Origin of the sequence: Marivirga sericea (genome assembly GCF_900177665.1) — a bacterium.
In the GTDB taxonomy this organism is placed as follows: Bacteria; Bacteroidota; Bacteroidia; order Cytophagales; family Cyclobacteriaceae; genus Marivirga; species Marivirga sericea.
In genome coordinates this window covers 1-12170 of the sequence record NZ_FXAW01000008.1, presented here as the reverse complement: position 1 = coordinate 12170, position 12170 = coordinate 1, and the positions used below count along the sequence as shown (strand labels likewise).

Annotated in this window: 12 protein-coding genes; 1 reads left to right on the top strand and 11 read right to left on the bottom strand. The window is 36.0% G+C overall.

Annotated features, from left to right (window positions below):
• Positions 1-2 precede the first annotated feature (2 nt).
• The 3 genes from B9Y84_RS16695 to B9Y84_RS16685 form a co-directional block, all read right to left on the bottom strand.
• The gene (locus tag B9Y84_RS16695) at positions 3-356 is read right to left on the bottom strand and encodes a DoxX family protein (RefSeq protein ID WP_085518539.1); all 354 of its coding nucleotides are present in this window, start codon (positions 354-356) and stop codon (positions 3-5) included.
• A gap of 7 nt (positions 357-363) precedes the next feature.
• Positions 364-846 (bottom strand): YceI family protein, encoded by a 483-nt coding sequence (locus B9Y84_RS16690; protein WP_176223821.1) that lies wholly within the window; start codon positions 844-846, stop codon positions 364-366.
• 93 nt (positions 847-939) lie between these two features.
• The gene (locus B9Y84_RS16685) at positions 940-1401 is read right to left on the bottom strand and encodes a Crp/Fnr family transcriptional regulator (RefSeq protein WP_085518537.1); all 462 of its coding nucleotides are present in this window, start codon (positions 1399-1401) and stop codon (positions 940-942) included.
• Positions 1402-1876: 475 nt separating this feature from the next.
• On the opposite strand from B9Y84_RS16685, the gene B9Y84_RS16680 reads away from it, so the two are divergent.
• Positions 1877-3472, top strand: coding sequence for an OmpA family protein (locus B9Y84_RS16680; protein ID WP_176223820.1), 1596 nt, complete (start codon positions 1877-1879; stop codon positions 3470-3472).
• A gap of 271 nt (positions 3473-3743) precedes the next feature.
• Here the strand turns inward: B9Y84_RS16680 and B9Y84_RS16675 are convergent, their stop codons facing one another.
• From B9Y84_RS16675 to B9Y84_RS16640, 8 genes are all read right to left on the bottom strand, one after another.
• Positions 3744-4322 carry a YdeI/OmpD-associated family protein gene (locus B9Y84_RS16675; RefSeq protein WP_085518535.1) on the bottom strand — a complete coding sequence of 193 codons (579 nt, stop codon included), beginning with the start codon at positions 4320-4322 and terminating at the stop codon, positions 3744-3746.
• Positions 4323-4357: 35 nt separating this feature from the next.
• A complete protein-coding gene (locus B9Y84_RS16670; RefSeq protein WP_085518534.1) occupies positions 4358-4885 on the bottom strand; it encodes a TlpA family protein disulfide reductase in 528 nt (175 codons plus the stop codon).
• Between the two features lie 105 nt (positions 4886-4990).
• Positions 4991-6991: an OmpA family protein gene (locus tag B9Y84_RS16665; RefSeq protein ID WP_085518533.1), complete on the bottom strand. Its 2001-nt coding sequence runs from the start codon at positions 6989-6991 to the stop codon at positions 4991-4993.
• Positions 6992-7594: 603 nt separating this feature from the next.
• The gene (locus tag B9Y84_RS16660) at positions 7595-7984 is read right to left on the bottom strand and encodes a VOC family protein (protein WP_085518532.1); all 390 of its coding nucleotides are present in this window, start codon (positions 7982-7984) and stop codon (positions 7595-7597) included.
• Between the two features lie 105 nt (positions 7985-8089).
• On the bottom strand, positions 8090-9244 hold the full coding sequence (locus B9Y84_RS16655; RefSeq protein ID WP_085518531.1) for a DUF4932 domain-containing protein: 1155 nt from the start codon (positions 9242-9244) through the stop codon (positions 8090-8092).
• 349 nt (positions 9245-9593) lie between these two features.
• Positions 9594-10001 (bottom strand): UPF0158 family protein, encoded by a 408-nt coding sequence (locus B9Y84_RS16650; RefSeq protein ID WP_085518530.1) that lies wholly within the window; start codon positions 9999-10001, stop codon positions 9594-9596.
• A 188-nt stretch (positions 10002-10189) separates the two neighbouring features.
• Positions 10190-11593, bottom strand: coding sequence for a S41 family peptidase (locus tag B9Y84_RS16645; RefSeq protein ID WP_176223819.1), 1404 nt, complete (start codon positions 11591-11593; stop codon positions 10190-10192).
• A 158-nt stretch (positions 11594-11751) separates the two neighbouring features.
• A complete protein-coding gene (locus B9Y84_RS16640) occupies positions 11752-12120 on the bottom strand; it encodes a helix-turn-helix domain-containing protein (RefSeq protein ID WP_085518528.1) in 369 nt (122 codons plus the stop codon).
• Between the last annotated feature and the right edge of the window lie 50 nt (positions 12121-12170).

The window sequence follows — 12170 nt, the reverse complement described above, 5'->3', positions numbered from 1 at the left end:
TTTCAATTACTATTTAAGGGTTTTCTGATCCATGTTAATGCCCCTAATAAAATGAGCAATACCAAAGGTGGAATAAAAGCTTCTCCATTTAATAAATGAGTTCCTATAGCTCCTAACATTAAACCCAGTAATCCCAATACAGCTAAAAATCGCGTTTTCGGAATTAAGATGCCGATCGCTCCCAAAATTTCAGCCCCACCTATTAAGTACATTGCCCTTATAGGTAAGCCCCATTTTTCAAAATTCTGTATCATTTCAGCTTGTCCTGAAAGTTTCACACCTCCAGCCATTACAAAAGCAAGGGCCAACACCACCGCTAAAATCCATCCTATTATATTTTTTGTTTTTGAGTTCATTTTCTTATTAGTTTTTGATTTTACAATCGATTGAAATTTGAATGTTCTTCCCAATAAAAAATGCTGGGAATTTTTCACCAAGCTTGTAGTCTAATCGGTTCAGAGAAAATGCTCCTTTAAATCGACCTTGATCAAATGAAAAAGGAATACTTACTTCTCTCTCAACACCAAGCATTGAGAGTTTACCTATCGCATGATATGCTTGAGCATGGGACTTTATAGAAGTAGATTGGAATTTTATTTTAGGATACTCATTTACATGGAAAAAGTCTTTACTCCTAAGATGCTCATCTCTCTTTGAGCTGCCGGTATCAATAGTAGATGCACCTACACTCACATCGATTTTAGCCTGATCCAAGTCATCACTGTCAAAAGTAATTTCTCCTGAAAAATCAGTTAGTGTTCCCGCAATGGTTAAAAACAATAATTTTTTCACTTTGAAGGACACCGCTGAATTGGAAGTGTCAATAGCTAATGCTTTTGAAGTCAAATAAAATTCTATTTAATATAACTCAAATGTAGGTCGGGCGTTAGCCCCATGCATTAATCTACATTAAGAAGTGAAAATAATTCGATATTAATGTTACTGTTTTCGCTTGCTGCGAACAGTAGACAAAGCTTCAGGAGTAATACCTAAATAAGAAGCAATCATTTTTTGAGGAACCCTTTGCACAATATCAGGGTAGGTTTCAACAAAGTGGTCATATCGAGCAGCAGCCGATGCAGACATCAGTCTTATCACTCTCTTTTGTAAAACACTTAAGCGTTTTAGCAACTTTTGCATATCGTGTCCTCTCTGAACCTCCTTTTCTTTCCTTATAATAACGGAGTCCTCTAGTGCATCAATATATAAATCACAGGATTCATCTGGGGCAACATTGTCGGCAATAATCCACCCCTCTGGCGCAAACATATAGATGTGTTCTTTCCCTTTTTCGCTGATCGCATAGCTACGCAATAAACCTGACTCTACTTGGTAAACTTTACTATTGAGGTCGCCTTTCCTTTGTAGAATTTCTCCCTTTTTTACTTTGATTCTTTTCAAGTGTTCAGCCTTTAAAAAACTATCATTGCCTAAATGTAATCATTTAAGCTTTCGGAACTGATTGATGAAGGCCTAAAAGATGGAGAAATATGGGATCTCTCAAAAGAGTACACTATAGTCCTGGAATCCTTGTTTAGTGAAAAATAGGATTTGGATTTTATATCAAAATAGTAATACAAAAATGGATAAACCAAAACAGTTATTGTAGAAATAATCGCTAAAGAAGTTGATATCTGCTAGCTTGACTTTCCCATAATCATTAGTCTAGTAAACCCTAAACAGATTGAACTTGTGCATAAAGTAATTCACTGTAGAAATTAATTATTCGGATTATCCTTTACTAGTTGAAGCTAAGAGTCATTTCTTTCGCTCTTTTACAGCTCCTCTTAGCAACTCTGTTTAACTTCTCTAGATAAGCATCAGGATTATTTCTGTTAATGCCATTTTTATGTATATTCAGTTTAAAATCAAGATTATGCAAAAAATATTAATCGGCTTGTTGTTACTAAGCTTCACCACTGTAGCTCAGGCGCAAAAGCGGAAGCTCCCAAGCACTATTTCTAGCTGGAGCGACAACGAATATGCACCAAAATTGTCGGCTGACGGTCGCACCATTGTATATATGTCTGATTATACAGATTCAGGAGAGCCCGAAATTTTTATAAGCACCGCAATCGGTAATGACTGGCAAAGAGGGCTTCCAATCGACATCCCTAATAAAGATATGATTCCTTTTGGTGCCTTTAACCTATCGTATGATGGTGAACAATTGATATATGCCACTCGAAAAGCACCAAAAATTGGCGGCTACGATATCCGCTTTCAACAAAAACAGGGCAAGAACTGGGCTACGCCTATCAACCCTGGTAAGCCTTTAAATTCCACCTTACATGAGATGGACCCCACCCTTTCGGCAGATGGCAAAACCTTATACTTTAGCCGCTGCGAAACGCTGGATCCCTCTGGCGGAAACTGCAAAATCTTTGCATCTGAATATTTGGGTGATGTATACTGGAAAGAACCAGAAGAGATACAGTTAGATTTAACTTCATCATCCTTCGTTAATCCAGTGATTTTACCTGATAATAAAACCCTTTATTTTGCAGCATTAAATAGCAGTGAAAATTACGATTTTTATATGAGCCGAAAAGAAGGGGATAGCTGGAGCAAACCTGTCGCAATGGACTTTCTTAATACGGAAGCACATGATCGTTATATAGGCGTTACCGCTTTAGGGGATGTGGCCTACATCCATGAAAAAGATGAGCGCAGCTACGATCTATACATGGTGAAAGTACCGGAGGAGTTTCAGCCGGCCAGCGTATATTATCTGGAAGGAACAGTTACAAACCTACCTGCTAAGGCGTTGGTTAAAGCTACCGATGTTGAGTCAGGTGCAGAATTAGCTCGTTTAATTCTCGATCCGGAGGAAAAAACTTTTGGAATCTATTTACCAGAAGGCCATAAAGTGGATTTTTACATTGAAACGAAAGAAACAGGCTTTGGCTACTATAGTGATTTTTTTGATCTGGAAGATCTGGCCTCCTCTAAAAAGGTGGTAACGGATATTATGCTTCCAACATTGCGAAAAGGTGCGAAATATCCAGTTTCCATTAGATTTAAAGAGCATTCTGCAGCTTTTGCTGCTGGTGCTGAGGAAGAATTTGCCCGCTTGATCACACTTATGAAGCAAAACCGCGACTACCATTTTCAGCTCGAAGTATATCAGCAAAGCATCACCGAGTCGGAACAAAATGCAGATAGTTTACCTGAGATTCGATATGACACACTTTTAGTATCACCGAATCAGTACGATACTCTCTCCACAGCAGCAAGCGTTATGACCCAGCAAGATAGCACAGCCATAGCGGGAGAACCTATAGAAGAAATTGTGACCATCTACCACAATGATTTAACTCAAAAACGGGCCGATGCGATCAGAGCTTACTTGCAGGGCAAAGGCGTGCCATCAACTATGTTCAGCACAAGCGGAAAGGGTGAAAATGTTCAGATAACGTATTCAGAGGTAGAAAAAGCACTTAATACTAAAGTAATCTATCGATTGGAGTAAGTCGTATCAGGTTTTTTAGGACCATTAGTTTTTGAAAAATGAAAAGTTTTCCTCAAAATTCTCGGCTGTCCCTTATGCTAAGGGAATGCTTAACCCTGTTTCTTTTGTCTTTTATTAAATGTACTTATTATGGAGAGTAAATTAAGCATACCTTCCTATTAAAGATCGTGCTAAGTAGAAATTAAAATTAATACCTCAAATAGTCTACATTTTATGGATAAATACTCTTCCCTAGTTCTTTAGTATTCGTTGGATTTTGAGGATGGTGAATTTAACTTCCAGGTAATTTTTTTTCTTGAAAGGACAGCTGAGCCAGCTCTGCTATTCTTTTTTGTCTGGTCTTTTCTGTTTTAGCTAGTTTGATCCACCTAAGAACAAACCGCTTACTTGAGCTATTAATTGAATCAAAAAAAAGTGCTGCCCCATTAAATTTTGAAAGCTCATCAGATAAGTCTTTGGGCACAATTAGATTATCAACCTCATCCATGAAGTTCCAAAGTCCATTAGCTTTTGAAGCTGCAATGGCACTCAAACCAGCTTGGTGCATTTTCTTTTCGTCTATTAACTTTGCCGCTCTTTCCTTATACGTTTTCGCCCAATGTTCTACTTTTCTTTGGGATATTAATTGCATAGTTCTTCGATCATCTAATTTCCTTCTGATTCCATCAATCCATCCAAAACATATAAGTTCATCAAGAACTGCCCATCTAGAAACATATTTATCAGGTACATCTTTCTTAAAGGTGACAAGCCACACACTTTCAGATTGAAGATGATTTTTCACCAACCATGATCGTAGTTCTTCCTGCGAAGAAATTTCAACTTTATCGAAGTTTTCTGTTTTGACCATCTATATTCTTACTTCTAGCCTGATGTCGGCAAGAGTTATATTTTCTCATTTTTTAGAAACTTCCTTATTATTTCAGCACTTAATTCAGTTGGTGTTCCATACCAAATAATTTTGTTGGAATTATCAATTAAAACTGTTCGTGGCAAAATCATCATTCCCTTATATTCAATATTTAGGTCATTGTGAATTTTCTTAGTTTGATCTGAAACAACAATTGTTTCAAATTTTATTCTTTCTAATACCTTTTGAGTTTTTTCTGGTGCCTCGTAAGTTACTGACAAGAATACCAAATCATCTTCATCATTAAATGCAGACTTTAGTTCATTCAAATGAGGAACAGCTTCTAAGCAGGGTTTACACCAAGTTGCCCAAAATTCAAGTACCTTAAATTTTTTATTAAATTCCTTACTATCAGGTGTGTTTTCTATATAATCGGTAAATTCAATTTTTTCAATCTTACCACCTATTAATCGCTTTTGTGCTTTAATAGTCTTTTGAGCATAAATATTACTTGTCAAAAAAGTTAAGGCTAGAATTACAATGCCTACTATAATTTTTCTCATCTCTTACTTAGGTTTTATTTTATCTTAGCTGTAGATTGCTCCATATCATTATTTCAAGAACAGCATTTGACAGAAAACCCTTAACTTAAAGTTAACTTCCTAAAATTAACCATTTTGACTTTCACCTAAGATTTCTATTTCGGTTCTTCTGTTGATCTCTCTTCCACCAATTTCATCATCATTTGATACTAGGGGCTTTTCCTCTCCAAAGCCTTTAGCTTCTAAACGATCGGCTTTAATACCATTTGCAATCAGGAAATCTATCACAGATTGAGCTCTTTTTTTAGAAAGCAACTTATTGTAAACTGAATTTCCGACATTATCAGTATGCCCATTTATTTGCACTCTTAGGCCAGGTGAGTTCATTAGAAGGTTTTTAATCACTTGAAGCTCACCTAAGGACTCCGTTCTTAAATCTGAGCTGCCGCTGTCGAAGAAAATATTCTTAAGTACCATTTTAGTACCTACTTCAGCCTTATCCAACAATATTGAAACATCTATTTCCTGATACTCAGAAAATTCGGGTAGCCTAAAATTCATTGAATTAAAGAGATAGCCTTTTTTGCTCGTAGATATTCCGTAATTGCCTCCTTCCGGTACAATCAATTCGAATTCACCTGTTTCTGGGTCAGCAAATGCTTCTGCAGTCAAGGTATTATTCTTGTTATCAACCATCTTAATTTCAGCACCAACTGGTAAGCCCGTGCTGGCATCAAGCACTTTACCTTTAAATACGGTAATCATAGCTTTAGTATCTGGCTCCTCAATTTTAACCTCTACTTCTTTGTCATTTTCAGAAACTATCACAGTATTTTCTACTAAAACAGGCTCAGGCTGCACGATTTCTTCCTCTTCTATTTTTTCTTCCATGTCTACATGATAGATATCTACCATCCCTAAACCACCTGGTTTTCTGGAAGCATAATATGCATGCTTAAGATCGGCCGTGATCACAAAATAATTATCATCATAAACAGTATTGATCGGGTACCCTAAATTAACGGGCAACTGAAACTCCTGACCTTCTATTTTACTATAATAGATATCATAACCGCCCATTCCTTGATGACCAGTAGAACTAAAATATAAGGTATGTCCATCCGGGTGTATCATCGGTGCGTCCTCCGAGGCTTGGGTGTTAACTATAGGGCCAAGGTTTTGGGCAGAACCCCATTCGCCATCCTCTCCTTTGGTAGTTTTGTAAATATCTAAACCACCGTAACCACCCGGACGCGCGCTTGAGAAATATAAAGTTTGTCCATCAGCAGTTATCGAGACTGATGTTTCCCAAAAAGTTGAGTTGATCTTATTGCTAAGCGGTTGAGGATAAGTCCACGTTGAATCTTTAAAATTTGAAAAGTAAATATCGCCATTACCTTTCTCAGAATATACAAAAAGCGTTTTCCCATCAGGAGCGATAGAAGCTACAGCGTCATGATAATCACCGTTTAATTTCTTACCCAGTTTTTGGGCCTTGCTCCATTGCCCGTCTTGTAGGGAAGAAATGTAAATATCTTCATAAAAACTACCGTCCTGTCCTTTCCTGCCACCAGTAGAACCCGGTCTGTTTGAAGTAAAATACAGTGTTTTGCCGTCAGCCATTAATGCGGGTGTGTAATCATGCTCTTGTGAATTGACCATTGGCCCTAGGTTTTCAACAACCATCGACTTAGGAGTACTGTATAGCGAATCGGCCGTTAAGCACTCTGTAATCAATAGGTCGGCTTGATAACGGTTTTTCCTTTTTTTATCACCGTAAATTTCGAAATACCTGATAGCCTCATCAAAGTTATAATCGTATTGATGAGCAAGTCCTAAATAATAGTCTATGTTATTTCCAACTTTAGGATCAAGTTGTTTGACTAATGTAAGCTGTTTGAGTGCCTCATCATTGCTAAAATCGAACAAATAGGCGATTCCCAGCCCATAAGTGGCTTCTACATTCCCAGGCTTATGTTTCAGGGCCTTTTTATAATAACTTATGGCTCTATCATAGTCATTAAAGCTTAGGTATTGATCGGCCTTTCTAAGACTTTTTCTAAAATTTTGCGCATGAAGAGCCGAACTACAAATGATTATTAACAAAAAAACTTTTACCCGTAACATAATTTGATTACCTCATTAATCTTTTACGAAGTGATAGCATGAGCATTAAATGTCGAATGTACTAAAAATTACGAGTTTTAAGGTAAATAATTGGCTTAAAAATTAATTGATTTCTGTGAGAACACCCAAGGATGCTTTTTATGGACCAGCTTTGTTACCTTGTATGATGCTCCTGTTGCACTTCTGTAAAATAGTTTACTAATAGGTGAGGTGTAAGTTTGATCTTTTTAATGAACTTTTGGCAAGCCTGCCTGCTTATAAAGACAGGGAAAGAAAGTACCAAAACTCGAGGCTGTTTAGCAATTTTTAATTTTCCAATAAGTCAATATCAATTATAGACTCAATTTTGAGGTCTATTTGCCACACTTTTTGTAAAGTTCTATCCATTCTGGTGATACTTTGGTATTTTGGAACGCCCTACAACGGATTAGTTTAGGCAATGCAGGCGACTGCAGACTTCAAACTTTCAAACCCTTACGAACTTATAGTAGGCTGCAAGCACTGAATTTACTACCACCATGCCTATGTGCTTATTCATTGCTGTACTACTTCACTTTTTTTCTTTGAAATTGATTTTTTGCCCACTCAAATCCTCCAGCTATTTTAAAATTCAAAATCCTTAATTGGTGAAGAAATATCAACTAAAGTTCCATTCGGGTCTTTAAGCAATAAACGTCTCTGGCCGTAAAACGTGTTAGTTGGTTCGTTAACAATTTCAAATTTTTCCGATTCCGCAATCTTAAATATTTCGTCCGCACTATCAACTACAAAAGTTACATAAAATCCTTGCGGATTATTCTGAAATCCTTTTGGCACCATTTCATTTGTTCTGTCGATTATTCCCAATTCCAGTTTTTTGTCCTTCGAAATGAGATGGATGAACCAATCACTATCATAATCCACCTTGAAATCGAACAGTTTGGTGTAAAAATCTCGACTTTCTGCTAAATTGTCTGAGCAGATGTTCGTCATTATTCTATTTAGTTTCTTCATTATTTTCACTTTTAGTTCAGATTACGAATGTTTTGTCACATTCACCAGGACTTTTAGTGTACGAAGCGTAGCATCCCGCAGGCTGCTACGATTTCATATTCAGTGTTAGGCATATTCTCTCATCCATTTCAGCATTATTGGATAAAGAGTTTCAATTTTAGGTTTACCTTTCAATTTATATTGTCGGATTAACTCATTGTTGAAATCTTCGAATCTATGAAATTTTCTCCGATCATTTATGAGTCTAGTCGTTCGCTCAATTATTTTTTTGCTGTTTTTGGGTGTGTAAGTATCTAATGCATAAAGGCTAAATACTCCCCAGGTCATGTACTCATTGAATGTTTTGTACTTTGATTTATAGTTTGATTTAGATTGAATATTCCAATCCTTATAATTCTTCATTGATTTTTCAAGTTCTGAAATAAATTGGTCGGTTAAAGGATTGACATAATTGTGATCAATTTCGGTAAAAACAACTCTTGATTGAAGACCATTGCTGATTTCTGCCTTGTCAATATCTAATGTGTCAATAGGTCTCAAATTAGAACTTACAAACATAAAAGTTTGACTCATTTCTTGATTGTTTTTTAGGGCTAATGTAAAGTGGAGTCCCCCTGTAAGAGGTGAGAAAACGACCCTATAGGATTGGTGCTCATTGTCAAATTTCGTTTCTAACCAGAGCTTCATTCCTTCAAAGTCACAACGTTTTTGATAGTTTTCAGCTAGATCTTGGTAATAATGTTCATGTTTTTCATAAAAGGATGCGAAATCAGTCTGCTTGGCAAAGTCGTTGATCAATTTTTGGTTTTCTGAAATGAGAAAAGAATTCCAATAGAAGATTTTTTTAACAATAGGATTGAATCTTATGGTGTTATTTTGTTCAAGTTCATTGCTGTTATTTACATCATAGCTAATTGAATGTAGTCTAATAGCTAGGTTGGACTTAAAATCAAGATGATTCTCTAATTTTTGAATCAGCGGGTGGTTTGAGAAGGACCCAAAGTACTTCTCAACATCGGAGTAATATTCGCTTTTCTTATTAAGTAAATTGGGGTCATTCTGAAATGTTGGTGTTAGGCTACAGGCAATTTGTAGAAGTTCGTAAGTTTTTGGAGTTTCTACAGATATATTATTGATGTGTTTTTCTGCGATTGCGACTCTAGGATAAAAGTGCCTCACTATTTTGTTTCTATTTGTTACTAAAAACAAAGAAACTATCGCTATTAAAAATAGTAGTATTATGATCTTTTTATTCAACATACTTATTTTTCTAAATGACTAACGCCTACATAAAACCTGTTTGCCTATGTGGGCTATGAAAAACGAATCTAAACAATTTATGCGGTTTCCACCAAGGTAGAATGTCAGATTAAATTGATGTTGTCTTATTACAGTATATCCAGTGGATCTGTAAAAACTTGTCCGCCCGATGATGGCAAGTATTAGACTTAATTGAATTACTTTAAAAGCTGATGAGCCCTGCAATGCTCCGTCCTCCGTTGATGAAACTGCCACGAAGTGAAAGCATAAATTGCTGGCTATCTACTGCTGAATTTGCAACAGGGTGCTGAGCAAATTGGTTTTATGGAATGTTGTGCACAGTGATTTACTATTCTTCTATTTGCTGTCTGACCCAGTCAATCATAGCTGCCTGCTTAAATTGGTGCCAATCGTCCGTATAATTTAAGTACTGAATTTGATGTTTAAAATTCTGAAATGGTTTTGGCCTAGCTAATGTGTCCAACAGCTTTTCAGATATTGACATGTCTTTTATTGAGTGAGCAAAATTAGACATGACATTATAACTATCACGACTGTCCAATGGGTCAAACTTGATAAAAGCTTCTCTATCTTTTTTAATTGATAAAATTATATCTTTCCACTGGTCGGGATCAAAGTGGAGTGAATCTGGGTCTGTGTGATGCAACAATTCATCTGTCTGCTTATGGACGTAGCATACCTGCCCCATGTCAAGTAGGTCAGCTATTTCGGCTATATGTTTTTCCGATATTTTCATTTACTCAAAGTAAGTGTAAAGGATGTGCCTTTAACTTAGCACGACATTGTGAAGGTTTAGAAGATGGGCGCTGGACACTTCAAGACTCCAAACTACCAATTACCCTCATGTTTTCTTAAATGTAATCATTTTCAATTTTAGCGCTATATGCCCAATGACCTATATTTTAGTTTTGGCGGTTCGTGTATTCATTCATCGCTTATTAATTTGTACACTAAATCTAATTCAGGGTCCTTATTACTTTGGGTGTCGCGTATATTTCTCTTTACGATATAGTCGGGCATGACACCTCTAAATCTATCACCACCTTCTACATCTATTTTAAAACTCCATGCGGGGAAGCTTAACTGTATTTTTGAGTAAGGTAAAGTAATTTTGATTTTTTTTCGCCCGTCAACGTCTTCAAAGACTCCTCCTGATTCTTGACCAACAATAATGCCGATGTTATGAAAACGAATAAGGGATAACAATATAGATGCTGCAGAACGAGATCCACCATTTGAAAGGACATAAACTTGGCCATCAAAATGGTTTTTAGACTTAGGAGAGAATGTTTTTAGGACTTTATCTTGAATTTTAAAGTATCCCGAATCAGTCTTAATATAGTCTTTTTTACGAAAGCTAAATTTGGAACTGTTTGGTAAATCATATTTAAAATCCAAAGTGTTTGCTTTCGCACTCTTATAGATTCTAAAGTCTTTCTTGACTAAGTATGTCAGTAGTTCCGCTGCTAACATCTCTTCACCCCCTCTATTATCTCGCACATCTATAATCAGATATTTAATTCCTGCTTTCTCAATTTCGCTAAAATATTTTGAAAATGTTTCAGCGTATTCTTTCTTACTAGAAGAGACTGTCCAATAAGCAAATGTTGTTATTTTAATTATTGCTATCCTTTTTAATGAATCTATTTGTAAAGCAAAAGGAGGGTCGCATTCTTTAGGGAACTTGGGATAAATTTCTCCTTTGAAGTTATCAATCCCTGGAATTGCTACAATTTCGTTTTCAAAATGTATCTGAAATGTACTGGTTGTGTCGATAAAATAATAATAGGAAAATGCAAAGTTATTTTCAAATGATAAAATATTAAGTAATGCGGAGTTATTATATCCTGATTTTAATCCTGTGGAATTAGCAATCTGATTAATTATATCCTCTGACTTTTCTCCATTGATAGCATTTATTTCTCGGTTTTTGTAGCTAGAATGTTTTTTATCAAAACTCTCTTTTACAACAATGATGCTATCGGATATTGTGACTTCAAAGGGGAAAAGTTTTTTCGTCTGCAGTTGTTGAGTTAAACTTTCCGAAGGCAGTAGATATGTATGACCTTCTCTAACTAAAGATTCAATTTTTGATAAAAGCCGAAAAAACTCTAGTTCCGTTGTTTTTGGAGTGATTTTTTGATCGATAGAGTCAAAAACTGTATCAAATTTGGCTTTGGCAGTAAATCTGTAAAGATTAGGATGTGTTTCCTCAAGTGCTTTTTGAAAAATTCTTAAGTCACTTTTAAATCCCGCGCTGTCAGACTGTCCAAATGAAGACAACGTCTCAACGAGCACCATAAATAGCAAAGTTATTAATTTTCTCATTAGACTGTCTTCATATTTCATGACCGCCAACGATATGGCTAAAAACTTTGGCGAATTAAAAGCCCTCACATTCAATCTCAGATAAAGGTAGAAAATAGTGAGAATATGTTAAAGTACCATCTAACCGCCATTGTTTTTAGCTAATGTTGCCAACTTTATTATTTTATTAGCTTGTAGTCGTTTATTAGAATTTGCGCTGATAGATTTAATCTTAAAGCCAAGCTGCGAACCATATCAACAGTTAACTTTTTCTTTCGATTAAGAATCTCAGAAACCCTACTTTTTCCACCAATTACACCGACCAAATCCTTCTGTTTCAAATCCATCTCCTCCATTCTAATTTTAATTGCTTCAATGGGGTCTGGGGCATCTATCGGGTAATGCTTTTTTTCGTATTCATCAATTAGAAGACCTAGAATATCAGCTTCATCACTTTCTGGAGTTCCAATTTTAGCATCAAAGATTTCTTCAAGTCTGTTGAGGGCCTCTTGATATTCGACATCTGTTTTTATAAGCTTTAGTATCATAATTATCTATTTAAATGTTGTTGGCATCAATTTTATCGTATTCGGCATGC

Coding starts and splice junctions, on each gene's coding strand:
- B9Y84_RS16695 (WP_085518539.1), bottom strand. CDS start 356: ATGAACTCAAAAACAAAAAATATAATAGGATGGATTTTAGCGGTGGTG.
- B9Y84_RS16680 (WP_176223820.1), top strand. CDS start 1,877: ATGCAAAAAATATTAATCGGCTTGTTGTTACTAAGCTTCACCACTGTA.
- B9Y84_RS16675 (WP_085518535.1), bottom strand. CDS start 4,322: ATGGTCAAAACAGAAAACTTCGATAAAGTTGAAATTTCTTCGCAGGAA.
- B9Y84_RS16670 (WP_085518534.1), bottom strand. CDS start 4,885: ATGAGAAAAATTATAGTAGGCATTGTAATTCTAGCCTTAACTTTTTTG.
- B9Y84_RS16665 (WP_085518533.1), bottom strand. CDS start 6,991: ATGTTACGGGTAAAAGTTTTTTTGTTAATAATCATTTGTAGTTCGGCT.
- B9Y84_RS16660 (WP_085518532.1), bottom strand. CDS start 7,984: ATGAAGAAACTAAATAGAATAATGACGAACATCTGCTCAGACAATTTA.
- B9Y84_RS16655 (WP_085518531.1), bottom strand. CDS start 9,244: ATGTTGAATAAAAAGATCATAATACTACTATTTTTAATAGCGATAGTT.
- B9Y84_RS16650 (WP_085518530.1), bottom strand. CDS start 10,001: ATGAAAATATCGGAAAAACATATAGCCGAAATAGCTGACCTACTTGAC.
- B9Y84_RS16645 (WP_176223819.1), bottom strand. CDS start 11,593: ATGAGAAAATTAATAACTTTGCTATTTATGGTGCTCGTTGAGACGTTG.
- B9Y84_RS16640 (WP_085518528.1), bottom strand. CDS start 12,120: ATGATACTAAAGCTTATAAAAACAGATGTCGAATATCAAGAGGCCCTC.